The following is a 24,513-nucleotide window of genomic DNA, read 5'->3' on the forward strand; positions in this document are numbered from 1 at the left end:
TCCTTAGTTTCCAATTGCAAAGGTAAGAGTACCACTCGCTGCAAGCTTACCATCTACTTCAGCCTTTGCTTCAACCACAGCAATCGTACCACGACGTTTGACAAAAGTAGCCGTCATAACTAATTGGTCACCTGGTACAACTTGCTTCTTGAACTTAACCTTGTCCATGCCAGCATAGAAGACCAGTTTCCCTTTATTTTCAGGTTTGGACAATTCCAAGACACCAGCAGTCTGAGCCAAGGCTTCCATGATAAGAACACCTGGCATAACTGGGTATTGAGGAAAATGACCATTGAAGAAAGGTTCGTTGATGGTCACATTTTTAATGGCAACAATGGTATCCTCGCTCACTTCCAAGACACGATCCACTAGGAGCATGGGGTAGCGATGGGGTAGAGCTTCTTTGATTCCTTGAATATCGATCATTTGATACGTACCAATCCTTTACCGAACTCAACCATTTCTTCATTTGAAACGAGAATTTCTGTCACCACACCATCCTTAGGTGCAGGAATTTCATTCATAACTTTCATGGCTTCGATAATCACCAAAGTCTGACCTTTTTTAACACTGTCTCCAACTGTGACAAAGGCAGGTTTATCTGGTCCAGCGGCCAAATAAGCCACCCCTACAAGTGGACTTTCAACGACATCACCCTCTGGAGCAACCGTCGTTTCAGCTAGTGCTGGAGCTTCTTCCACTGCACTCTCTACTGGAGTTGAAGGGACAGAAACTACTGGACTAGGAGCCACTGCAGCTGGCGCTGGAGCAACTTGAGCTGGTGCTTCAGAAGCTATTCTTGCTTCATTCTTACTGAACTGCAATTCGTCCGTTCCGTTTTTATAAGAAAATTCTCTCAAACTTGATTGGTCAAATTGAGCCATCAAGTCCTTGATCTCATTTAAATTCATAATTATTTATTCTCCCAACGTTTGAAAGCAAGAACCGCATTGTGTCCACCAAAACCAAAAGTGTTTGAAATAGCATAAGGGATTTCTTGCTCCAAGCCTTGTCCATAAACGACATTCGCTTCGATATAGTCTGACAACTCACTTGTTCCAGCTGTCATTGGTACATAGTTATGACGCATGGCTTCGATGGTAGCGATGGCTTCCACTGCTCCTGCAGCACCAAGCAAGTGTCCTGTGAAGGACTTAGTTGAAGATACAGGTACTTCTTTACCAAGAACAGCTACGATCGCACCACTTTCTCCTTTTTCATTAGCAGGAGTTGAAGTTCCGTGGGCGTTGACGTAAGCTACTTGCTCTGGAGAAATTTCTGCTTCTTCCAAAGCCAGTTTAATCGCCTTAATCGCACCTTGACCTTCTGGATGAGGTGAAGTCATATGGTAAGCATCACAGGTATTTCCATAACCAACTACTTCAGCCAAGATAGTTGCACCACGTTTTTCAGCATGTTCAAGGCTTTCAAGAACCAACATCCCTGAACCTTCTCCCATCACAAAACCATTACGGTCTTTGTCAAACGGAATAGAAGCACGAGTTGGATCTTCTGTAGTTGATAGAGCAGTCAATGCTTGGAAACCAGCGATGGCAAAAGGAGTGATAGATGATTCTGATCCACCTACTAACATGACATCTTGGAAACCAAACTTGATTGAACGGAAGGCATCCCCAATGGCATCATTTGATGAGGCACAGGCTGTATTGATTGATTTACAAACACCGTTTGCTCCAAAGCGCATGGCAACATTTCCCGAAGCCATATTTGGCAAGGCTTTTGGAAGTGTCAATGGCTTAACACGTTTTGGGCCTTTTTCATGAAGACGGATAACTTGGTCTTCGATTTCTTTAATTCCCCCAATACCTGAGGCAACGATGACACCAAAACGATCTTTATCAATTGCTTCTACATCAAGATTTGCATTTGTCACCGCTTCTTGAGCTGCGTACAAGGCATACAAAGAATAGTTATCAAAACGGTTGGTATCTTTTTTGACAAAGTATTTATCAAAGGGGAAATCTTGAACTTCTGCCGCATTGTGCACAGCAAATTCGCTGTGGTCAAACTTAGTGATTTCTCCAATTCCAATCTTCCCAGTTTGCAAACTGTTCCAAAATTCTTCTGGAGTATTTCCGATAGGAGAGGTCAATCCATAACCTGTTACTACAACTCGATTTAGTTTCATCTGTCTTACCTATATCTTTCCTTATTTTTTACATGCTAAGTCCGCCATCAACAGCGAGAACTTGTCCTGTCAAATAATCCTGTCCAGCCAGGAACACTGTAGCATCTGCGATATGTTCTGCTTGTCCAAAATGTTTCATTGGGATTTGTGCCAATGTCGCTTCCTTGACCTTATCAGACAAAACAGCAGTCATATCCGATTCGATCATCCCTGGGGCAAGAGCATTTACGCGTACATTGCGATTGGCAACTTCACGTGCTACTGACTTGGTAAAACCAATCAAACCTGCTTTAGAAGCTGCATAGTTGGCCTGCCCAATATTTCCCATCAAACCGACCACACTGGACATATTGATGATCGCACCTTCACGTGCCTTTATCATCTGTTTCAAGACTGCTTGCGTCATATTGAAGGCACCTGTCAAGTTGATTTTAATCACCTTTTCAAAGTCCTCTTCGGTCATCTTGAGCATAAGCGTATCTTGAGTGATCCCAGCATTGTTGACCAAGACATCGACAGAACCGAGTTCTGCAATTGCTTGATTTACCATACGCTTGGCATCTGCAAAGTCTGAAACATCACCTGAGATTGGTACCACTTTGACGCCGTAGTTTGAAAACTCAGCCAGCAATTCTTCTGAGATTGCTCCACGACTATTCAAGACTACATTCGCACCTAGTTTGGCAAATTTGTGAGCAATGGCAAGTCCGATACCACGACTTGAACCTGTAACAAAGATATTTTTATTTTTTAGTTGCATTCTATTCTCCTATTTCCTGTTGTATTTTCTGGGAGAAGGGGTCACTAGTTTCCTAGCAAAGCATCCAAGCTTGTTTGATCTTCAACGTTAGCTAGCTGAGCAGTTTTATCGATTTTTTTGACAAAGCCTGATAGGACCTTGCCAGGACCAATTTCAATAAAGTTGGTTACCCCAGCATCCTGCATCACAGCAATACTTTCATAAAAACGAACAGGTTCTTTCACCTGACGCGTCAAGAGCTCTTGGATTCGATCTTTTTCCATAACAGCAGCTTCCGTATTGCCGACTAGAGGACAAGTAAAATCAGAAAAACTCACTTCCTCAAGAGCTCCAGCTAGTTGCTGACTGGCTGGCTCTAAAAGTGCTGTATGGAAAGGGCCAGATACATTTAAAGGAATCAATCGTTTTGCTCCTGCTTCCTGCAAGAGTTCAACTGCGCGGTCAACCGCAGCCGCCTCACCACCGATGACGATTTGGCTTGGGGTGTTGTAGTTAGCTGGAGTCACTACTCCAACTTTAGAGGCTGTTTCACAAGCTTCCTCAATCACTTCAACTGGAGTGTTTAGGACGGCAACCATCTTTCCAGAACCTGCAGGTGCAGCCTCTTCCATATAAGCACCACGTTTAGCAACCAAGGCAACTGCATCCTCAAAGTCCAAAGCACCACTTGCTACAAGAGCAGAATATTCCCCAAGAGACAGTCCTGCCACCATATCTGGCTGGTAGCCTTTTTCTTTCAATAGTCGGTAAATAGCAACGGATGTAGCTAGAATAGCTGGCTGCGTGTAACGAGTCTGATTTAACTTGGCTTCTTCCTTGTCAATCAAGTCACGAAGGTCATACCCTAAGACTTGGCTAGCTTGGTCAATTGTTTCCTTGACGATAGGGTAGCGATCATAAAGATCACGTCCCATCCCTAGATACTGAGCACCTTGGCCCGCAAATAGAAAGGCTGTTTTAGTCATTTCTTGTAACTCCTGCCCAACGAGCAGCTTCTTCTTGAATTTTTTCAGCTGCACCGTAGTAGATATCTTTTAAGATTTCTTCAACAGTTTCTTCTTTAGAAATCAAACCTGCAATCTGGCCGGCCATCACTGAACCGCCATCCACATCACCATGGACAACAGCTTTAGCTAAAGCTCCTGCACCCATTTGCTCAAAGATTTCTAAATCTGGATTTTCTTGTTTAAAGGCATCCTTTTCAGCCTGCTCAAAATCACGAGTCAACTGGTTTTTAATGGCACGAACTGCGTGGCCAAAATGTTGTGCTGAAATCGTTGTATCAATATCACGAGCTTTTAAAATTTTAGCTTTATAATTTGGATGAGCATTAGACTCTTTGGCAACTACAAAACGAGTTCCTACTTGAACAGCTTCTGCGCCAAGCATAAACCCAGCCGCTGCCCCCTCACCATCTGCAATACCACCGGCAGCAATAACTGGAATTGAAACAGCTGCAGCAACTTGGCGAACCAAGGTCATCGTTGTTAATTTACCAATGTGTCCACCAGCTTCCATCCCTTCTGCAATGACGGCATCCGCACCAATTTTTTCCATGCGTTTTGCCAAAGCAACACTTGGAACAACAGGAATAACTGTAATTCCTGCATCATGGAAACGGTTCATGTATTTACTTGGATTTCCAGCACCAGTTGTAACCACCTTAACCCCTTCTTCAATCACGAGATCAACGATATCTTCTACAAAAGGTGACAAGAGCATGATGTTGACACCAAAAGGTTTATCCGTAAGTGATTTGATTTTATCGATATTAGCCTTTACGACCTCTTTAGGGGCATTTCCACCACCGATGATTCCCAAACCACCAGCTTTTGATACTGCACCAGCCAAGTCGCCATCAGCAACCCAGGCCATTCCTCCTTGAAAAATAGGATAATCAATGTTCAATAATTCTGTAATACGTGTTTTCATAGTGCCTCCATCATTCCTTGCTTACGTAATAGTTCGATAAGTTTATCATTTGAATTTCAAACTATTACCTAAACAAGAGGGAGCGGGTCTCCCCTACTCCTTCTAGTAATATGCTAATTATTTTGTTTGCTCTTCAACGTAAGCAACCAAGTCACCAACTGTTTTCAAGTTATCTTCTGCTTCGATTTGGATATCAAAAGCATCTTCAATTTCAGAGATTACTTGGAACAAGTCCAATGAATCTGCATCCAAATCATCAAAAGTAGATTCAAGTGTTACTTCTGATGCGTCTTTCCCAAGTTCTTCAACGATAATTTCTTGTACTTTTTCAAATACTGCCATGATAGGACTCCTTTAAAATATAAAATTTTATAACTATGTGTTTACCACATGATTACCTAGATTGTAAGAATGAGTGTGCCCCATGTCAAACCTCCACCGAAGCCTGATAGGAGAATCGTCTGGCTACCATCTAAACGAATCATGCCATTCTCCACACACTCTGAGAGCAAAATCGGGATACTTGCTGCACTGGTATTTCCATACTCCATCATATTGGCAGGAAGCTTGTCTCGGTCTACACCGATTTTCTTAGCCATCTTATCCAAAATGCGGATATTTGCCTGATGAAGTAAGAGATAATCCAATTCCGATGCTGCTATTGGACCATTTTCAATGGTTTCTTTGATTGATCTAGCAACATCACGATTTGCAAAATCAAAAACTGCTCGTCCATCCATCCTCAGAAAAGCAGGAACTGCTTCTTGATCTGAGAAAGGCGAAGCCAAAACCGTTTGACCATAGGTCAAACACTCACTCCGAGAACCATCCGTATAGAGACTTTCCACAAGGAAGTGACGTGTTTCGCTCGCTTCCAAGAGAACCCCACCAGCACCATCCCCAAAGAGAACAGCTGTCGAACGATCTGACCAATCAACTGCCTTGGATAAGGTTTCAGCCCCGATAACAATCCCTTTTTTGAACTGTCCAGAACTTAAAAACTTTTCTGCAGTTGAGAGAGCGAATACAAAGCCACTACAAGCTGCTGTCAAATCAAAGGCGAAAGCTCTATGCGCTCCGATATTCGCCTGAACTCGAGCTGCCGTAGAAGGCATCATCGAATCTGGAGTAATCGTCGCTACAATGATAAAATCAATCTTATCCGCTGTTAAGCTCCCTTTAGCCAACAAGCTCTTAGCTACTTCTGTCGCCAAGTCACTTGTAGACTCAGTTTTTGAGATATGTCTCTGTTTAATTCCTGTCCGACTTGAAATCCACTCATCGCTTGTATCCATGATTTGGGCTAAGTCATGATTAGTGACCACTTGCTCTGGAACATAATGAGCAACCTGGCTTATCTTTGCAAAAGCCATTATTTCAAATCCTCCAAAAATTGATAAAGGTTCGTTAAGCCTCTGCCCATGACTTCTTTTTCCTCAGGGCTCATGCCATCGATGATTTTTTCGACCATGGCCTTGTGGAACCGTTTATGAAGGCGGTGAACCAAACGACCTTTCTTTGTCAAATGCAGATAGACCACACGACGGTCTTGATCAGAACGAATACGCTCAATGTAACCCTTTCTTTCTAGGTTATTCAAGCTCGTCGTAACTGTTCCCAGGGTCACCATCAGTTCTTTGGAAACCTTACTAGGCGTCGCCTCAGGGAACTTTCCAATCACATCGATCGTGTGCATTTCTTTGATGGAGATGTCTTTGAATCGACTACCTCGTAAGCTAACCTCCTCAATCACAAGGACGTTATTGAAAATAGATGTTAAATAATCATTTACTTGTTGGTAGTCCAAACTTTTTCCCTCCTCCTCAAAAAAACTTTCACAATCAAAACATTTGATAGAAAAAGTATAACAAACTTCAAAGATTTGTGCAAGTGTTTTTTTATTTTCCTGAAAATTTTGGTCTTCTTCTTTCAGAATGTGCTCGAACCCCTTCTTTAAAATCTTCAGTTAAAGATAAAGATTCCTGCAGTTTCAATTCCAATTCGGCATAATCTTGCCAATCTTTAAATTGACTTTGCCAAACTAACTTTTTAATCGCTGCGTATGAGTTTGCTGAACCTCGTCTTAATTTTTTCAGAACTTGTTCTCTTGTTTTTTCTAATTTGTCAGCTTCACAAACGCGGTATACTACGCCCCATTCCAGTGCTTTTTCTGCGGTCAAGGCTTCACCTGTCATAGCAAGTTGTGCAGCTCGTGTTACCCCGATACTACGACTCAAGAGATGAATCCCACCAGCGTCCGGCGCCAACCCAACTCCAACAAAGGCTTGGATGAATTTTGCCTTGTCAGTCGCCAAGCAAAAATCAACTGCTACTGCCATATTTGCCGCAGCACCTGCAACTGCTCCATCTACCTCCATCAAAACAGGCTTAGGAATTTGCTTGATTTTAAAAGAAATTGTATTGACTAATTCTGCAATCTTATTCAAAGAAGGAATGTCATCCTCATCCACTGCACGCTTCATCTCAACCAAATCTCCCCCAACTGAAAAGACCTTCCCATTCGCATTAATCAAGATGAACTGAACAGCTTGATCCTGCTCTGCTAGGGTCAAAGCTTCTAAAATCTCCTCACACATTGGGATATGGAAACCATTTGCCACTTCGGGACGATTCAAAGTAATAATAGCCAGATCATCTACGATCTGATATAAGATATGATTCATAGCTTCTCCTTTTCTTTTGTAAGATAATGAAATTATTTTATTTTCAAAGTATACCTTTTTTTGGATAAAGAGGCAAGGAAAAACTAAAGGAAAGTGTCTCACCTGATTATTTACCCATCATTTATGAGTGTGAGTAAAATTTGACTCTCTTACTTTTAAACTGTTGTCGCTTTTCAGAATAAGTTAGCATTTACTTCTATTGTAATAGGGAGCTATTTTCTTCATTGAAAAATGCCCCTCTTTCTGCTATAATCGTATAAAATACTTACTTGAGGAGTCTTTATGAAGGTTGTAAAATTTGGTGGAAGTTCGCTTGCCTCTGCTGGCCAGTTAGAAAAAGTTTTAAACATCGTTAAAAGTGATAAGGAACGCCGTTTTGTAGTCGTTTCTGCACCCGGAAAACGCAATGCTGAAGATACTAAGGTAACCGATGCCTTGATTAAATACTATCGCGACTATGTGGCGGGAAATGATATCAATGTTAGTCAAAGCTGGATTATTGACCGTTATGCCGCTATGGTTAGTGAACTAGGCCTAAAACCTGCTGTTTTAGAAAAAATCTCTAAAAGTATTCGGGCCTTGGCAACTCTTCCTATAGAGGACAATGAATTTCTCTACGATACTTTCTTAGCAGCTGGAGAAAATAATAATGCCAAACTCATTGCAGCCTACTTTAACCAAAACGGCATTGATGCACGTTATGTTCATCCAAGAGAAGCTGGAATCGTTGTCACAAGTGAACCAGGAAACGCACGTATCATTCCATCTAGTTATGACAAGATTGAAGGCTTGGCTGATAGCAACGAAGTCCTTGTCATCCCTGGTTTCTTTGGTGTGACTAAGGAAAATCAAATCTGTACTTTCTCACGTGGGGGTTCAGATATTACTGGTTCCATTATCGCAGCAGGTGTTAAGGCTGATCTCTATGAAAACTTTACGGACGTAGACGGTATCTTCGCTGCCCACCCTGGTATTATCCATCAACCACACTCCATTCCTGAATTAACCTACCGTGAAATGCGTGAGTTGGCTTACGCCGGATTTTCTGTCCTTCATGATGAGGCCCTTCTACCTGCCTACCGCGGAAAAATTCCTCTTGTTATCAAGAATACCAACAACCCTGATCATCCAGGAACTCGTATCGTTCTAAAACACAGTAGCGATAAATTCCCAGTCGTTGGGATCGCTGGTGATTCTGGATTCGTCAGCATCAACATGTCAAAATACCTCATGAACCGCGAGGTTGGATTCGGTCGTAAGATTCTTCAAATCCTTGAAGATCTTAACATTGGTTGGGAACATATGCCAACAGGTATCGATGATCTTTCAATCATCCTTCGTTCCCGTGAATTGACTCCTATCAAGGAGGAAGAAATTCTGCGTCAGTTAGTTCAAAAGGCCGAAGTGGACCATGCTGAAATCGAACATGACCTTTCAATCATTATGATTGTCGGAGAAAAGATGAAGAGCCATATCGGGGTAACTGCTACTGCAACACGCGCTCTATCTGAAAACAAAATCAACATCCAGATGATGTCCCAAGGCTCAAGTGAAGTTTCCATCATGTTTGTTGTCAATAAAGATCAAGAAAAGGCAGCTATCAAGGCTCTCTACCACGCCTTTTTCGATGAAAGTAAGGAAGATTAATCATGGCCCAATCACTCAATAAAGTCATTGACCTACAAACCACTGGAACATCCTATCTTTCCATCTCGGGAAAAGTCGGAAAATTTCTAGTTGGGGATCAAGCCTTAGAGTTTTATCCTGATGTCAATGTCGAACAATATATCCAAATTCCTTGGTCAAGTATTCAGCAAATTGGAGCCAACGTAAGTGGTCGCAAAATCAGTCGCCACTTTGAAGTCTTCACTGATCAAGGAAAATTCCTCTTTGCTTCCAAAGACTCTGGAGCTATTCTCAAAATCGCTCGGGAAAGACTTGGCAATGACAAGGTTGTGAAACTTCCTACTTTACTCCAGACCATTGGTCAAAAATTCAAAAATCTATTTGCAAAAAAGTAGAAACTTTAGTATAATCATAGCAACGGATAAGTAGGTTATCCTCTTCTTCCAGAAAGTCTGCGGGTGCTGCGAGCAGATAGGAGGGGTAAGTGAAATTCTACCGTTAGTAACAATTACATACACAATCAAGTGCACACCTGTGAAGTTGGATGGAACCGTGGCCCTGCCACTCCAACGCTTTGTCAGGTGTGTTTTTTTCATAAAGGAGTTCTTATGTTAGATATTAAACGTATTCGTACAGACTTTGATGCTGTCGCAGAAAAATTGGCTACACGTGGTGTAGATCCTGCTGTCTTAAACGAGATGAAAGAAATCGATGCTAAACGTCGTGACATCTTGGTCAAGGTTGAAAACCTCAAGGCAGAACGCAACACGGTTTCTGCTGAGATTGCCCAAGCCAAGCGCAACAAGGAAAATGCCGATGACAAGATTGCTGCGATGCAAACTCTATCTGCTGAAGTCAAAGCCTTGGATGCTGAATTGGCAGACATCGATGCTAAATTAACAGAATTCACCACTACTCTTCCAAACATCCCCGCTGACAGTGTTCCTATCGGAGCTGACGAAGATGACAATGTGGAAGTCCGCCGTTGGGGTACTCCACGTGAGTTTGACTTCGAACCAAAAGCTCACTGGGATCTTGGTGAAGATCTTGGTATCCTTGACTGGGAACGTGGAGCAAAAGTTACTGGTGCTCGCTTCCTCTTCTATAAAGGGCTTGGTGCTCGTTTGGAACGCGCTATCTACAACTTTATGTTGGATGAGCATGGAAAAGAGGGCTATACTGAAGTCATCACACCATACATGGTTAACCATGATTCTATGTTTGGTACTGGTCAATATCCAAAATTCAAGGAAGATACTTTTGAATTGAAAGACACTAATTATGTCCTTATTCCTACCGCCGAAGTGCCTTTGACAAACTACTATCGCGATGAAATCCTTGACGGCAAGGACCTACCAATCTACTTCACTGCTATGAGTCCATCATTCCGTTCTGAGGCTGGTTCTGCTGGTCGTGATACTCGTGGTTTGATTCGTCTGCACCAATTCCACAAGGTTGAAATGGTCAAATTTGCCAAACCAGAGGAATCGTATGAAGAATTAGAAAAAATGACGGCCAACGCTGAAAACATCCTTCAAAAACTCAATCTTCCGTACCGCGTTGTTGCACTCTCTACTGGAGACATGGGCTTCTCAGCTGCTAAGACTTACGACTTAGAAGTTTGGATTCCAGCGCAAAATACCTATCGTGAAATCTCAAGCTGTTCAAATACAGAAGATTTCCAAGCCCGTCGTGCCCAAATCCGTTACCGTGATGAAGCCGATGGCAAGGTTAAACTCCTTCACACCTTGAACGGTTCTGGACTTGCAGTTGGGCGTACAGTAGCTGCCATTCTTGAAAACTACCAAAACGCAGATGGTTCTGTGACCATCCCTGAAGTTCTTCGTCCATATATGGGTGGCGCTGAAGTTATCAAACCATAAAAAATAAGGCCTAGCTATTTCTAGCTAGACCTTTTTTCGTAACCAAATCAGATAAGCACCCAATACAAAGAATAAAATAGTTAGGCATAGAACAGTTTCAGCCAACACCAGATAATCCAGAAATGGAAGTTTCAAAATTCCCTGAGCCATCTTGAGCGAGGTAGCTGTGATAATAGTTGGAAAGGTGAGGGCTGAGAAGGCTGGTTGAAAGCCTTGTTTTAGAATATTAGGCAGGCGAGTTAAAACAAAGAAAAAGAAGGATTGAGAAGCCAAAATCATGACGATTAAGAGCCAAGTCGGTAAGCTGGCTCCTCCAACTCGAACCAGAGAAGCCAAGAGTAGAGAGAAAGGAGCACAGTAGATCCCTTCTTGTCCAAGCAAGGCTAGTGGAAGTGGATGTTTCTTTAAATCGCTATAAATAAGCGGATAGAGATAGAAGGTTAGGAGAAAACCAAAAGTCACTGTTAGGTAGGCAATCTGTATTAGACCAACGACTGGATAGGTCAAGGCAGCCACTGCTATCCCCACATAGAGAACCGTCCAGCTTGGAGTCGCATGAGTCCTCCGACCCGAACAAGCAAATTTGATGGTGAAACCAGCAATCAAGACCAAATCCAAGAGAAATGAAAACCACCAGAGCCCTTGCGCTACTAAAGGAAGAGCAGGGAACAAGCGAAAGACATAGGTCGATAAAATCATCCCGGCCATGGGAAAGGTGGCCATTCCTGACAAAAGAGAGGGCTTGGTTAATTCTCGCTTGGTTTCAGACCAATTTCCTAGATGAAAAAGGAGAAAAAAGATCCATAGGACCAATCCTGTCAAACTAAATAAGTGTGACAGAACCGGCCAAGTATCTGCAATCAGATTTCCTGCACCTGCTAAACCTAATAAACAGCCAGAAAATACCAAGGGGAGCTTTTTCATTCGAGCCTCCAATAATCATGTTATTATTAGTATAGCATAAAAGCGCTTAAATGAGGACTTAAAAAATGAAGTTCGATTATTTCAGACTTCATTTTTTCTCAGATATGAATTAAGCATACGGTTGCAATTCTGGGTTAATAGGCGTATTGGCTAGGTTGTTGGCATAGTTGCAAAGGCTGGCTAGGCTGACACCCAGAACCACATCCAAGGCATTTTGTTGCGTATAGCCAGCTTCTAAAAATTCACTAAGCGCTTCATCCCCTACACGCCCTTTGGTATTGATGACTGCCAAGGTAAACTTGGCTAGAGTATCTAGCTTAGGATCTGTCTCGATTGGAGTACGGTTGCGGAGGGCTTGGAGAAGATCATCATTCATCTGGATTTGTTTGATTGAAAAGGCTGTGTGACCTGCGACGCAGAAAGCACAACCATTGGTTACGGCAGCTGTGATTTGCACTACTTCGCGTTCCACTGGTGTCAGACTATTGCGACGGTTGATGGCTCCGACAGTTCGGTAGGCTTCAAGCGCGGTTGGGGCATTGGCCAAGAGACCGATTAGGTTGGGAATATAGCCATTGTTGTCTTTTTGTACTGTTTCAAGAACTTCTTTTACTTCTGCTGGTGCTGATTCTACTGTGTGGATGGTAAATGTTGTCATAAGAAACCTCTTTTCATTTTATTGTTATTTAGTCTATCATAGAATTTTCCCCTTGGATAATATATATTTTCAATCGCCTTGATAAGAAATGTCTATGAAATGAAAAAATCACACTAAAAGTGTGATTGGATTAGTTCTTAAAATACCTCTTAGTCTCAGCAATGACGACTGGCGACAAGACTAAGAGGGCAATCAAGTTTGGCAAAGCCATCAGGGCATTGACGATATCTGCAATAATCCAGACCATATCCAACTCGATAAATCCTCCCAACAAGACCATGACTACAAAGACTACACGATAGAGCCAGATAAAACGAACACCAAAGAGAAACTCAAAACAGCGTTCTCCGTAGTAGTTCCATCCGAGGATTGTCGTAAAGGCAAAGAGCACAAGGAAGAGGGTCAAAAGAGCAGGTCCAAAGTGTGAAAAAACTGTTGAAAAGGCTGACTGGGTCAAGGCAACTCCATTCAAATCACCACTCCAAACCCCAGTTACCAAGATTGTTAAACCAGTCAACGTACAGATAATGAGGGTATCAATAAAGGTTCCTGTCATGGAAATCAAGCCTTGCTCGACAGGCTCATTTGTCTTAGCCGCAGCCGCTGCAATGGGAGCAGAACCAAGACCAGATTCGTTAGAAAAGACTCCTCTCGCCACACCATTCTGAATAGCCATCCGAATGCTGGCACCTGCAAAGCCACCTACCGCAGCCGCTGGACTAAAGGCTGAAGTAAAGATGAGAGCAAGTGTAGCTGGGATTTTCTCGATATTAAAGAGAATAACTGTAAGAGTTCCCAGAATATAGACAATAGCCATAAAAGGAACCACTGCTGTCGAAACTTTTGATATGGATTTGAGACCACCAAAGACGGCAATCCCTACAAAAATGGATAAAATCAGAGCCGTGATAGCTGGATCAACTTGGGCTGTATTTTGAATGGATTCTGTAATCGAATTGACTTGGGTAAAGGTACCAATCCCTAGAAGGGCTACCAATACACCCGCTAGGGCAAAGAAGATAGCAAGTGGACGCCACTTTTCTCCCATCCCCAAAAGGATGTAATGCATGGGTCCTCCAGCTACAGCTCCATTTGCATCCTTTGTGCGATATTTGATGGCTAGCAAGCCTTCGGCATACTTGGTCGCCATCCCAAAGAAGGCTGCCATCCACATCCAAAAGAGGGCTCCTGGTCCCCCAACCTTAATGGCTGTTGCGACCCCGATGATATTTCCCGTACCAACGGTGGCTGCTAGAGCCGTACAGAGAGCAGCAAAGCTCGACACATCGCCGTGCCCCTTGTCCTTGGTAAAGATCAGCTGAAAGGCCTTAGGGAGACGAGCCACCTGCAAAAGGCCTAGTCGGATGGTCAAATAGATACCCGTTCCGACCAATAAGATCAAGAGGGGAGGCCCCCAAACGAAAGCATCAAGCGCTTTTAGCAATTCTAACATATCCTTCTCCTATCTTTCAACCCCAAAAGAAAGAGCACATGCAAGATACATGTACTCTGGAATGCTTAGATAAATGCCAAAAAGCGGTCTATCCTAGCTCTGTCCTTTTACCTGAGAGTTTGAGCAGTTACCTGCCTTGCCCCTTCGGTGCCTTTACGGTCTCTCCAGAGTTCCGTCCATTTACAGTCATGGAAAACAAACCTTTCTCCACTTCTATTAAACTTCATTCGGTGTTGGTATTTTATTTTTTATTATTCTACAAGAAAAGTTAGCCTTTGTCAATATATTCTATAAAAATTTTTGACTTTTCATTTCTTTTTTCAGAAAGAGTGAATCCTTCTTCTCTCTATCCTTTAAAGGTTACAATGGTGGCGCCACTGCCGCCAGCATTTTGTGGAGCATAGCCGAAACTCTTAACATGCTTGTTTCTTTGTAGGTATTTGGTGACTCCTTCACGTATGACTCCCGTTCCGATACCATGGATGATGTCGACTTGCGCCATGTTATTGAGCAGGGCTTGGTCAATAAAGGCGTCCAGCTCATTCATGGCTTCTTCGTACCGTTTGCCTCGGAGATCCAGTCTGGCTTGCGGACCACGACCAGAAGCTCGTTTGACGACATTGACTTGTTTTTTCTTGACTGGGGCTTCTTGTTGAGCCTGAACAAGATCAAATTCTTTCTCTTCCAAGGTCATCTTGATCAAACCAACTTGGGCTTCCCAACGGCCGTCCTTAAGTTGATTGGTCAAGGTTCCACGTTGGCCATAACTGAGAACCACAATGTCATCTCCCACCTTTGGAGCTCGTTTTTTCTTGGCCTTTTGAAGGACCTTGTTTTTAGACAAGTCGACTTTTTCAGGGGCCAATTTCTTCAGCTCAGCCTTGGCTTCAATGATTTCATGGGGTTTGAGTTGAGACTTACTATGGAGGTTCTTGAGAATCTGGTCACTCTCACTTAGAGCAAGTTCCACAATCTCGGCAGCCTGTTCACGCGCCTTGTTGAGCTCAGTTTCCTTTTCACGATTGAGTTCGTTGTAGAGTTTTTTGAGTGCTCGATTCATCTTGAGATTCTCTTGCTCGACCTCACGGATATTGTCCAAGCGTTTGCGACTTTCAAGCGTTTGCTCTTCTAATTGTTCAATGATGCGATTGACATCATTATCTTGATTGACCTGCTGGCTGGCATCTCCTACGATGACATCTGACAAGCCCAGACGTTTGGCAATTTCAAAGGCATTGCTTCGACCAGGAACTCCCTGCATAAAGCGATAGGTCGGACGCAAGCTGGCTGTATCAAACTCCATGCTGGCATTTTGCACAAAAGCTGTCTCGATACCATAAGCCTTGAGTTCTGGATAGTGGGTCGTAGCCATAGTCTTGACCTGACGCAGACGAAGATCCTCCAGAATAGCCATAGCAAGGGCGGCTCCCTCTTGAGGATCTGTACCAGCCCCGAGCTCATCTAGCAATAAGAGCGAGTGCTGATTGACCTTGCCAAGAATATCTACGATATTGGTCATGTGGCTGGAGAAGGTAGACAAGCTCTGCTCAATAGACTGTTCATCGCCAATATCCGCGAAGATTTCCTCGAAAATACCGACACGGCTCCCCTTATCAGCTAGAATGGGCAATCCTGACTGGGCCATGAGTTGGGTCAAGCCCAGGGTTTTGAGCATGATGGTCTTCCCACCTGTATTGGGACCTGTAATGACAATAGCTGTTAATTCCTTACCAAAGTGTACATCGTTTGCAACAGCATTTTTGACCAAAGGATGGCGAACATGAAGGAGTTGAATCTCTTGGTTCTCTGAAAGCTGAGGAACAACTGCTTGTCTTTCTTGGATGAAACGCACCTTGGCACGAATCAAGTCTAAATGGCCGATAATCCATGCGTCATTAGCAATCTCTGCAGCATGAGGGCGGACCCGTTCTGAGAGCTCCTGCAGGATGCGGATCATCTCATAGCGTTCGTCTGCTCGCAGACTAGCGATTTCTTCGCTCAGCTTGACCACTTCACGGGGTTCGATATAGACCGTGTTTCCACTGGCAGAGATGTCATGGACAACACCCGCAATCTTGTTGCGATAGGTGTTCTTGACTGGTAAGACTTGACGGCCATTTCTGCTAGCGATAATGCCTTCCGTCAACATCTGAGATTTTTGTTTAAGTAAGTCTTGCAAGACATCTCGAACTTGACTCTCGCTATCATGGATTTTCCGGCGAATGCGTGCTAGCTCTTCACTGGCGAAATTTTCGATAAATCCTACATCATTTAGAGATTGAAGACTCCCTTGCAAGTGTGGGAACTCATGCAGTTTTTCAAACCATCTCGCCAACTGCTCCAAGCGTACGTTTTCGAGATTGGTATAAAATCCTTGCAACTCTCTGCTAGCCAGCAAGACCCGTTTGAGGAGCAAGAACTCCTCGATATTGAGGTCCGCCCCCATCTCCAGACGCTTGCAAACAGCTGATATCTCACGCGTCGCTAGGATGGTAAAGTGAGGTTGCTCCACAAATAGGGCTTGCATTTCCTCCATCTCTGTAAAGGCTTGTTTGATCTTATCCGCCTTGGCAGTTGGAGCCAAGCCTTTTAGCTCCTCTAGGCCTTGTTCTGTCAGGAGATGCGGTTCAAACAAGGCCTTGATTTTATTAAATTCTAATGTTTCTAGTATTTTTGTATTCATATTCTTTCCTTGTATGCTTGTTTACAAGACCGTAGCGCCTAGAAATTTTTGGACTTTATCTAACCCTAGTCGTCCAATCTGTAAACAAAGGGCTAGGAAAAATCCCGCCCTTTTTATCCGATTAAATTTGTCACCCAAAGTTGTTTGATAAGGTTTGTCGTAAAAGGGACACTTTGGATGATATGTTTGGCTACTATACTTTTTTCGAGTGAATTTTGAATGACTGCCAGAGGCACTGTTGCGAGAATGGTCAGAGCCATTTGCAAGACAAATAAGGTTACCAATAGAGACAAAACGCCTGCTCCCATACGCAACCATTTAACATCAAGCTTTTTAGTTGGAATCAAGTGTAGGAACAAACCGATAAAACGTCCGATACTGTAACAAATTCCAAAAACTAAAAGATAGGCTAGACCCGCATAAAAGACCTTATCTAGATGAAACAGTTGGTCTGAAGGGAAGAAAAAGGTGCCCTGTCCTTCCTGAGGATTGGCATAAGGGATAAGTAAGTGGAAGTGTTCTCCCAGTGATTTATAAAACTGTCCCGCAACAAAGGCTGAAATCACTGCAACGATGAAATAATAAACTTGCAGCACCAAACCTCTACGGTAACCGATGTAAAAGCCCCAAGCAAGAACCAATAAGAGTAGGATTGAAATCATAGGGAATCCTCAATCTTGCTCTGTTCTTGTTTGGCAGCAATTAACTTGTGGCGGAGTTCTAACAACTCTTGTTCCTTGTCATCAAATTCAATTTCACGATTGAGCTGTGTAGACAGACAGTTGACCGCCAAAAGAAGCGCAATGGTTTCATCATCCGCCCCAGGCATTTGTTCTTTAATTGCTTGGTATTTTTCAGTCGCAACCTTGGCAATTTCCTCCATAAAGAGGTTGTCATGCTCGGTTGTCAAGGTTAATGTCTTTTTCCCGAATGTAAACTTATATCGATTTAGATTTGCCATAAAATTCACCTCACGATATTATACCAAATTTCGCTAACTTTGTCAGTTTTTACCAATTCTCCTGCTTTTGTGGTACAATAGAGACTATGGCAAGTATCACACTCACACCAAGTGAACAGGAAATTCAGAGCTTTTTAACTCAATATCAGAAAGCTCTCGCTCCTAGTAAAAATCCCTATATCCGCTATTTTTTGCGCTTCCCTCAGGCGACTGTTTCCATCTATACTTCAGGAAAAGTCCTCCTGCAAGGCGAAGCTGCTGAGCAATACGCCAGTTTCTTTGGCTACCAAGTTCAACAAGAAAACAGTGGACAAAATTTTCCTATGATTGGGACTGATGAGGTGGGAAATGGTTCCTACTTTGGTGGGCTAGCTGTCGTGGCTTCCTTCGTGACACCTGACCAGCATGACTTCTTGCGAAAACTCGGTGTGGGGGATTCCAAGACTCTGACAGACCAAAAGATTCGTCAGATTGCCCCTATCCTCAAGGAAAAAATCCAGCACCAAGCGCTCCTCCTCTCACCTAGCAAGTATAACGAAGTTATTGGAGAGCGTTACAATGCTGTTTCTGTAAAGGTTGCCCTTCACAACCAGGCTATCTTTCTCCTCCTTCAAAAAGGAGTCCAGCCAGAGAAAATCGTGATTGATGCTTTTACAAGTCCTAAAAACTATGACAAGTACTTGGCGCAAGAAGCCAACCGTTTTCCAAACAAAATTAGCTTAGAAGAAAAAGCCGAGGGCAAATACCTGGCTGTTGCCGTTAGCTCCATCATCGCGCGGGATCTCTTCCTTGAGAACTTGGAAAATCTTGGACGAGAACTAGGCTATCAACTGCCAAGTGGCGCTGGAACTGCATCTGATAAGGTTGCCAGTAAAATCCTGCAGGCCTATGGCATGAAAGGACTTCATTTCTGTGCCAAACTACATTTTAAAAACACTGAAAAAGCCAAAGCACTTCTAGAAAGGTGAGTTATGAATTTGTTTAAAACATTTCTAAAAGAATGGGGAGTTTTCTTCCTGATTATTGCGCTGGTCGGCCTTAGCCGTATCTTCCTTTGGAGCAATGTCCGTGTGGAGGGGCACTCTATGGATCCTACCCTGGCCGACGGAGAGGTTCTCTTCGTTGTTAAACACCTCCCAATTGACCGCTTCGATATCGTGGTTGCGCATGAGGAAGACGGAAATAAAGACATTGTCAAAAGGGTCATCGGCATGCCTGGAGATACCATCCGCTACGAAAATGACAAACTCTTTATCAACGATGAAGAAACGGATGAACCCTACCTAGCTGAATATCTCAACTTGTTCAAAACAGAAAAGTTGCAAAACACCTATACTGGCAAAGGATTTGAAGGCAATAAGGGAGTTTACTTTAGAGAACTTGCTCAAAAGGCACAGGCTTTTACAGTTGATGTCAATTCCAATACCAGCTTCAGCTTTACTGTCCCTCAAGGCGAATACCTTCTCCTTGGTGACGATCGTCTAGTCTCTAGCGACAGCCGCCATGTCGGTACCTTCAAGGCCAGCGATATCAAGGGCGAAGCAAAATTCCGTTTCTGGCCACTTAACCGTATCGGAACTTTTTAAGATAAGGAAGAGGCCGAGAATGCTAAGTCTCAGTCTCTTTTTCTATTGCGAGAAGAAGGCCTTTTAGTCTCCTAGTTTGTTGAAAGAAACTAAGGATTAAACTCTCATGAACTCATGTAAAGGAAACCTATGGAAGTTTATTTTTCAGGCACCATTGAACGTATTATTTTTGAAAATCCCAGTAATTTTTATCGCATTCTCCTCCTAGATATCGAAGATACCGATGCGGAGGACTTTGACGATTTTGAAATCATCGTTACCGGAACCATGGCGGACGTGATCGAGGGTGAAGACTATACTTTTTGGGGACAAATCGTTCAGCACTCCAAGTATGGGGAACAGCTACAGATCAGTCGTTATGAGCGAGCAAAACCCACTAAGAATGGGCTAGTCAAATACTTTTCTAGCAGTCATTTCAAGGGGATTGGTCTCAAAACGGCCCAAAAAATCGTTGATAGCTATGGTGACAATACCATAGACGAAATTCTGGAGCATCCTGAAAAGCTGGAAAGCATTGCTGGACTCTCTGCCAAAAACCGTGAGGCTTTTGTCTCCACCCTCCGTCTCAACTATGGGACAGAAATGGTCTTAGCCAAACTAGCCAACTACGGGATTCCCAATAAACTAGCCTTTCAGATTCAAGACTTTTACAAGGAAGAAACACTGGATGTGGTTGAAAATTATCCCTACCAACTGGTTGAAGATATCAAGGGCTTGGGTTTTACCATTGCTGACCAATTAGCTGCCGAACTAGGCATCGAAAGTCAAGCTCCTGAACGCTTCCGTGCTGGCCTTGTCCATAGTCTTTTTCAGGGATGTATGGATACGGGCGATACCTATATGGAAGCCCGAGATTTGCTGGAACAAACCCTGACTCTCCTTGAATCTTCTCGCCCCGTGGAACTCGATCCCAGCCAAGTAGCTCAGGAATTATCTCATCTGATTGAAGAAGATAAGGTTCAGCAGATTGATACCAAAATCTTTGATAACAGCCTCTTTTTCGCCGAAGAAGGCATCCGCAGTCACTTGGTTCGTATCCTTGAAAAAGAAAAGCAGAAAAGTCAGGATTTGGAAACCATTCACAAGCATATCTCTACTGTCGAGCAAGAACTTGGGATTCAGTACGATACTATTCAAAAACAAGCTATCTGCGACGCTATCCAGAACAAGGTCTTTATCCTAACAGGTGGGCCTGGTACAGGTAAGACGACTGTTATCAATGGAATTATCACTGTTTATGCACTCTTAGAAGGACTTGACCTCAGGAAAAAAAGCAACCTGCCGATTCTTCTCGCTGCACCAACTGGTCGAGCGGCTCGGCGCATGAATGAATTGACAGGTTTGCCTAGCGCTACTATACACCGCCATTTGGGAATGACGGGTGACGATGATACCAGCCATCTGGAAGATTATCTGGATGCCGACTTCATCATCGTGGACGAGTTTTCTATGGTGGACACTTGGCTAGCCAACCAACTCTTCTCCAATATCTCCTCTAACAGCAAAATTCTCATCGTGGGTGATAGCGACCAGTTACCTTCTGTTAGTCCTGGACAAGTCCTGGCTGACCTGCTCCAGATACCTCTGATTCCGCAGACGCGCTTGGAACGGATTTATCGTCAGAGTGAAGAATCAACTATCGTCACCTTAGCTAGCCAGATTCGACAAGGCATCTTGCCAGCAGATTTCACCCAGAAAAAAGCTGATCGCTCCTACTTTGAAATCGCTAGTGGCCATATCCCAGCTACCATTGAGAAAATCCTCGGTGCTGCCCTCAGAAGTGGCATTCCGGCTCATGATATTCAGGTGTTAGCGCCTATGTATCGAGGAACTGCTGGCATTGACGCCATCAACCAACTCATGCAAGACCTGCTCAATCCTCAGCAAAAGAGGCAAGTTAGCTTTGAAGCAACTCAGTGTCACTATCGAACAGGGGACAAGGTCATTCACCTAGTCAACGATGCCGAAGTCAATGTCTTTAACGGAGACCTAGGCTACATCACAGACCTGATTCCTGGAAAATACACCGAGTCCAAACAAGACGAGATTGTCATTGATTTTGATGGCAATGAGGTCATCTATCCACGCAACGAATGGTACAAGATTCGACTAGCCTATGCCATGAGTATTCATAAGTCTCAGGGAAGTGAGTTTCCTGTTGTCATCCTGCCCATCACCAGTGCTAGCAAGCGCATGCTGGAGCGAAATCTCATCTACACAGCTATCACACGGGCCAAGAGCAAGCTCATCCTTCTTGGTGAATTACAGGCCTTTGACTATGCAGTCAAGCATATCGGGACTGCCCGCAAGACCTATCTGACTGAGCGTTTCAGTGATTTAATTGAAAATAAAATTGAAGAAAGCAAACAAGCCTTCTCTGAAACTGCCACATCAAGTGACTCTGAACAATCCCACATCCTCACCGAGGAAAACTGGTCTAGTATTCCAGCCATGATCGGGATTACAGATGCAGACCTCAAAGAGATTTTTGGAAAATAGACAAGCAAAAAGCCCACCTAGTCAGGTGGGCTTTTTCTCTTTTAAGATTATTTTACTGTTGCAGTGCTTGTGATCAATTCAACAGCTTTTTTGATAGTGATATCGTGTTTCAACATGTCAGCTGAAAGCAAGTTTTGTACTTGAGCCACTTCCATGTTGTAGTCTGCTGCCAATTGCTCAATTTCTTTTTGGATTTCTTCTTCTGAAGCGTCAAATCCTTCAGCTTTGGCAACTGCTTCGATAACAAGGTTAGTCTTCGTACGTGACTCAGCTTCTGCTTCGTATTGTTTGTGAAGGTCTTCTTGAGTAGTTCCAGTGATTTGGAAGTACATGTCAGGGTTGATCCCTTGACGTTGCAAGTTTCCAAGGAATTCATTTACTGAACGGTGAACTTCTTCATGGATCATTTCTTCTGGAAGTTCTACGATTTCAGCGTTTTCTACAGCTTTATCGATTGCTGCACCTTCAACGGCATCTTTGTATGCTTCTTCTTTCGCAGCAGTCAATTCTTTGCGGTATTTTTCTTTCAATTCGTCAAGAGTTTCCACTTCTTCGTCGATATCTTTTGCAAGTTCATCATCAAGAGCTGGAACTTCTTTAGCTTTTACTTCGTGGATAGTTGTCACGAATTTAGCTTCTTTACCTGCAAGGTCTTCTGCTTGGTAGTCTTCTGGGAATGTTACAACAACATCAACAGTTTCGCCAGCTGAGTGTCCAACCAATTGGTCTTCGAAACCAGGGATGAATTGACCTGATCCAAGTCCAAGTGAGAAGTTTTCACCTTTTCCACCGTCAAATTCAACACCGTCGATAGAACCAACGAAGTCAATAACAACAGTGTCGCCATTTTCAGCAGCGCCTTCTTTGATAACCAATTCAGCCAAGTTGTTGCGTTCGCGTTCGATACGTTCTTCAACGTCAGCGTCTGTCACTTCTTTTTCTACATCAACTGATACTTCAAGGTTTTTGTAGTCGCCCAATTTTACTTCAGGTTTTGTCACGACTTCAGCAGTGATAACCCAGTCTTGACCTTTTTCCATTGAAGTTACGTCAATTTTTGGTTGCGCAACCACTTCAAGACCAGCTTCTTTTACTGCAGCTTCATAAGCGTTTGGCAAAAGTGCGTTCATTGCATCTTGATAAAGAGCTTCTTCACCAAATTTTTGGTCGAAGATAGGGCGTGGAAGGTGACCTTTACGGAAACCAGGAACGTTAAGAGTTTTCTTTACTGAGTTAAATACACGGTCCAATTCTGGTTTGATTTGGTCTTGAGAGATAGTGAAAGTCAAGACACCACGGTTTGTTTCTTTGTTTTCAAATGATACAGACATTCTGTCATTTCTCCTTAAAATTTTTAATACAGTCCATTATACCATATGATAGCGACTTTTTTCAAGTAATGAATGCGCTTTTCAATAGTGCTAGAGGTACTTGCTCGCTTCTCTGATAATAAGTTCAGACATTCTCTTCTTATTTTTTTCAATAAAACGTGCTACCCATTCAGGATTGGTTTTAGAGTAGTCTCTTAGAGCCCAGCCGATGGCTTTGTTGATAAAAAATTCTGTCTGGTCCAGATTGTTGAGCAGAATCTTTTCCATCAGTTGGACATTTGTCTTCTCTTTTCTTAACAACTGGTGATCAATAGCAACTCGTCTCAGCCAGATATTGTCTGAGAGGCTCCATTTTAAAAGCATTTCTTCAAGTTCCGGGTGGTTGGACACCAGACTTCCTACTACTCGATCTAGGATATCTACCGTGTCCCACCAAGACTTGGTCACGACCAGACGCTCAAGTTTAGGCAAATCATCCTTCGTTAGATAAGACTGCATGGCTTTCAAATAGTTGGCAGCTACATATTGGTATTCTCTAGGCTCCTTTTCCCAGCAGATATCTACAAAATCCCAGTCAATAACTCTTGTTTTTTTCGCTTCTGGAAAATACTTTTTATAGAGGGCATTTCTTTCAGGACCTGCAATACCTAGAAAGGGAAATTGATGGCGCATATAGGCTTCCATAGGCCCTGCTTTTTCAGGGTCTTTTGCTGCTTCTAGCTCCTCAAGTAAATCTGCAAGACTCATCTAAAAGTCCTCCTGCCCGACCAAGTGGTGCTGAAAGGCATAGACCGCCGCCTGAGTGCGATCGCTGACCTCAAGCTTGGCAAGGATGTTGGACACATGGGTCTTGACCGTCTTGAGAGAGATAAAGAGTTCATCTGCAATGCGTTGATTTTCGTAGCCCTTGGCGATGAGTTGAAGTACGTCTCGCTCACGCGCAGTCAGCTCCTCATGAAGCTCCATATGATTACGGTGGTATTCAACCTTCTTGCTGACCTCTTGTTCAATGGCCAGCTCGCCAGCAGCCACCTTACGGACAGCATGGAGCAATTCATCTGCACTTGAAGTCTTAAGCATATAGCCTTTGGCACCAGCATTCAAGACCGGCATGATTTTTTCATTGTCCAAGTAAGAGGTCACAATCAATATCTTGGCTTCAGGCCATTCTTTGAGGATGACCAAGGTAGCATCAATCCCGTTCATCTCAGGCATGACAATATCCATGACAATGACATCTGGGCGCAGTTCCAAGGCCAAGTCAATACCTTGAGACCCATTGGCAGCCTCGCCCACAACTTCCACATCGTCTTGGAGATCAAAATAGCTCTTCAAGCCCAATCGGACCATTTCATGGTCATCTACCAGTAAAATTTTCATCTCT

25 protein-coding genes and 1 riboswitch are annotated in these 24,513 nt (G+C 43.4%); of the genes, 6 read left to right on the plus strand and 19 right to left on the minus strand.

Annotation, left to right across the window (positions count from 1 at the left end; genetic code table 11):
• Nucleotides 1-3 precede the first annotated feature (3 nt).
• The 10 genes from fabZ to B7725_RS09120 all read right to left on the minus strand — a co-directional run bounded on the left by fabZ (nt 4) and on the right by B7725_RS09120 (nt 7,525).
• Nucleotides 4-426, minus strand: coding sequence for a 3-hydroxyacyl-ACP dehydratase FabZ (gene fabZ / locus B7725_RS09075; protein ID WP_000565515.1), 423 nt, complete (start codon nt 424-426; stop codon nt 4-6).
• On the minus strand, nt 423-911 hold the full coding sequence (accB, locus tag B7725_RS09080; protein ID WP_033606031.1) for an acetyl-CoA carboxylase biotin carboxyl carrier protein: 489 nt from the start codon (nt 909-911) through the stop codon (nt 423-425). The genes fabZ and accB overlap by 4 nt, the downstream gene beginning before the upstream one ends.
• A 2-nt stretch (nt 912-913) precedes the next feature.
• Nucleotides 914-2,149 (minus strand): beta-ketoacyl-ACP synthase II, encoded by a 1,236-nt coding sequence (gene fabF, locus B7725_RS09085; RefSeq protein WP_000774046.1) that lies wholly within the window; start codon nt 2,147-2,149, stop codon nt 914-916.
• A gap of 28 nt (nt 2,150-2,177) precedes the next feature.
• A complete protein-coding gene (fabG, locus tag B7725_RS09090) occupies nt 2,178-2,909 on the minus strand; it encodes a 3-oxoacyl-[acyl-carrier-protein] reductase (protein WP_057488698.1) in 732 nt (243 codons plus the stop codon).
• A 44-nt stretch (nt 2,910-2,953) separates the two neighbouring features.
• Nucleotides 2,954-3,874 carry an ACP S-malonyltransferase gene (gene fabD / locus B7725_RS09095; RefSeq protein WP_084875803.1) on the minus strand — a complete coding sequence of 307 codons (921 nt, stop codon included), beginning with the start codon at nt 3,872-3,874 and terminating at the stop codon, nt 2,954-2,956.
• Nucleotides 3,867-4,841 (minus strand): enoyl-[acyl-carrier-protein] reductase FabK, encoded by a 975-nt coding sequence (gene fabK, locus B7725_RS09100; protein ID WP_000857447.1) that lies wholly within the window; start codon nt 4,839-4,841, stop codon nt 3,867-3,869. The genes fabD and fabK overlap by 8 nt, the downstream gene beginning before the upstream one ends.
• Nucleotides 4,842-4,958: 117 nt before the next feature.
• Nucleotides 4,959-5,183, minus strand: coding sequence for an acyl carrier protein (locus B7725_RS09105; RefSeq protein WP_000257840.1), 225 nt, complete (start codon nt 5,181-5,183; stop codon nt 4,959-4,961).
• Between the two features lie 56 nt (nt 5,184-5,239).
• Entirely contained in the window at nt 5,240-6,214 is a 975-nt protein-coding gene (locus B7725_RS09110) for a beta-ketoacyl-ACP synthase III (RefSeq protein ID WP_084875804.1), read from the minus strand.
• Nucleotides 6,214-6,648: a fatty acid biosynthesis transcriptional regulator FabT gene (gene fabT, locus B7725_RS09115; protein WP_000386335.1), complete on the minus strand. Its 435-nt coding sequence runs from the start codon at nt 6,646-6,648 to the stop codon at nt 6,214-6,216. The genes B7725_RS09110 and fabT overlap by 1 nt, the downstream gene beginning before the upstream one ends.
• Nucleotides 6,649-6,739: 91 nt before the next feature.
• Nucleotides 6,740-7,525: an enoyl-CoA hydratase gene (locus tag B7725_RS09120; RefSeq protein ID WP_084875806.1), complete on the minus strand. Its 786-nt coding sequence runs from the start codon at nt 7,523-7,525 to the stop codon at nt 6,740-6,742.
• A gap of 282 nt (nt 7,526-7,807) precedes the next feature.
• Here B7725_RS09120 and B7725_RS09125 point away from each other — a divergent pair, with 282 nt between their 5' ends.
• The 3 genes from B7725_RS09125 to serS all read left to right on the plus strand — a co-directional run bounded on the left by B7725_RS09125 (nt 7,808) and on the right by serS (nt 11,034).
• A complete protein-coding gene (locus B7725_RS09125) occupies nt 7,808-9,172 on the plus strand; it encodes an aspartate kinase (RefSeq protein WP_084875808.1) in 1,365 nt (454 codons plus the stop codon).
• A 2-nt stretch (nt 9,173-9,174) separates the two neighbouring features.
• Nucleotides 9,175-9,546: a DUF956 family protein gene (locus tag B7725_RS09130; RefSeq protein WP_033583758.1), complete on the plus strand. Its 372-nt coding sequence runs from the start codon at nt 9,175-9,177 to the stop codon at nt 9,544-9,546.
• 213 nt (nt 9,547-9,759) lie between these two features.
• Nucleotides 9,760-11,034 carry a serine--tRNA ligase gene (gene serS, locus B7725_RS09135; RefSeq protein WP_084875809.1) on the plus strand — a complete coding sequence of 425 codons (1,275 nt, stop codon included), beginning with the start codon at nt 9,760-9,762 and terminating at the stop codon, nt 11,032-11,034.
• A gap of 24 nt (nt 11,035-11,058) precedes the next feature.
• On the opposite strand, the gene B7725_RS09140 is transcribed toward serS, so the two are convergent.
• From B7725_RS09140 to zapA, 6 genes are all read right to left on the minus strand, one after another.
• Nucleotides 11,059-11,958 (minus strand): TDT family transporter, encoded by a 900-nt coding sequence (locus tag B7725_RS09140; protein WP_084875811.1) that lies wholly within the window; start codon nt 11,956-11,958, stop codon nt 11,059-11,061.
• A gap of 109 nt (nt 11,959-12,067) precedes the next feature.
• Nucleotides 12,068-12,616, minus strand: a complete 549-nt coding sequence (locus tag B7725_RS09145) for a carboxymuconolactone decarboxylase family protein (protein ID WP_025171447.1) — start codon at nt 12,614-12,616, stop codon at nt 12,068-12,070.
• 130 nt (nt 12,617-12,746) lie between these two features.
• Nucleotides 12,747-14,069 (minus strand): alanine/glycine:cation symporter family protein, encoded by a 1,323-nt coding sequence (locus tag B7725_RS09150; protein ID WP_084875813.1) that lies wholly within the window; start codon nt 14,067-14,069, stop codon nt 12,747-12,749.
• Nucleotides 14,070-14,158: 89 nt separating this feature from the next.
• Nucleotides 14,159-14,247: riboswitch (glycine riboswitch) on the minus strand.
• Between the two features lie 168 nt (nt 14,248-14,415).
• Entirely contained in the window at nt 14,416-16,752 is a 2,337-nt protein-coding gene (locus B7725_RS09155) for an endonuclease MutS2 (protein WP_084875815.1), read from the minus strand.
• Nucleotides 16,753-16,865: 113 nt separating this feature from the next.
• Nucleotides 16,866-17,414 carry a CvpA family protein gene (locus B7725_RS09160; RefSeq protein WP_084875817.1) on the minus strand — a complete coding sequence of 183 codons (549 nt, stop codon included), beginning with the start codon at nt 17,412-17,414 and terminating at the stop codon, nt 16,866-16,868.
• The gene (gene zapA / locus B7725_RS09165; RefSeq protein WP_084875819.1) at nt 17,411-17,713 is read right to left on the minus strand and encodes a cell division protein ZapA; all 303 of its coding nucleotides are present in this window, start codon (nt 17,711-17,713) and stop codon (nt 17,411-17,413) included. The genes B7725_RS09160 and zapA overlap by 4 nt, the downstream gene beginning before the upstream one ends.
• An 86-nt stretch (nt 17,714-17,799) precedes the next feature.
• Between zapA and rnhC the strand changes: the two genes are divergently transcribed.
• The 3 genes from rnhC to recD2 all read left to right on the plus strand — a co-directional run bounded on the left by rnhC (nt 17,800) and on the right by recD2 (nt 21,798).
• On the plus strand, nt 17,800-18,681 hold the full coding sequence (gene rnhC / locus B7725_RS09170) for a ribonuclease HIII (protein WP_084875821.1): 882 nt from the start codon (nt 17,800-17,802) through the stop codon (nt 18,679-18,681).
• Nucleotides 18,682-18,684: 3 nt separating this feature from the next.
• A complete protein-coding gene (lepB, locus tag B7725_RS09175; RefSeq protein ID WP_084875823.1) occupies nt 18,685-19,299 on the plus strand; it encodes a signal peptidase I in 615 nt (204 codons plus the stop codon).
• 129 nt (nt 19,300-19,428) lie between these two features.
• A complete protein-coding gene (gene recD2, locus B7725_RS09180) occupies nt 19,429-21,798 on the plus strand; it encodes an SF1B family DNA helicase RecD2 (RefSeq protein ID WP_084875825.1) in 2,370 nt (789 codons plus the stop codon).
• A gap of 47 nt (nt 21,799-21,845) precedes the next feature.
• Here recD2 and tig read toward each other — a convergent pair whose 3' ends face one another.
• The 3 genes from tig to B7725_RS09195 all read right to left on the minus strand — a co-directional run bounded on the left by tig (nt 21,846) and on the right by B7725_RS09195 (nt 24,509).
• Nucleotides 21,846-23,129, minus strand: a complete 1,284-nt coding sequence (tig, locus tag B7725_RS09185; RefSeq protein WP_000116506.1) for a trigger factor — start codon at nt 23,127-23,129, stop codon at nt 21,846-21,848.
• A gap of 90 nt (nt 23,130-23,219) precedes the next feature.
• The gene (locus B7725_RS09190; protein ID WP_084875826.1) at nt 23,220-23,876 is read right to left on the minus strand and encodes a DNA alkylation repair protein; all 657 of its coding nucleotides are present in this window, start codon (nt 23,874-23,876) and stop codon (nt 23,220-23,222) included.
• A complete protein-coding gene (locus B7725_RS09195) occupies nt 23,877-24,509 on the minus strand; it encodes a response regulator transcription factor (RefSeq protein ID WP_084875828.1) in 633 nt (210 codons plus the stop codon).
• Nucleotides 24,510-24,513 lie beyond the last annotated feature (4 nt).

The sequence above is a fragment of the Streptococcus oralis subsp. tigurinus genome (genome assembly GCF_002096275.1).
In the GTDB taxonomy this organism is placed as follows: Bacteria; Bacillota; Bacilli; order Lactobacillales; family Streptococcaceae; genus Streptococcus; species Streptococcus oralis_CN.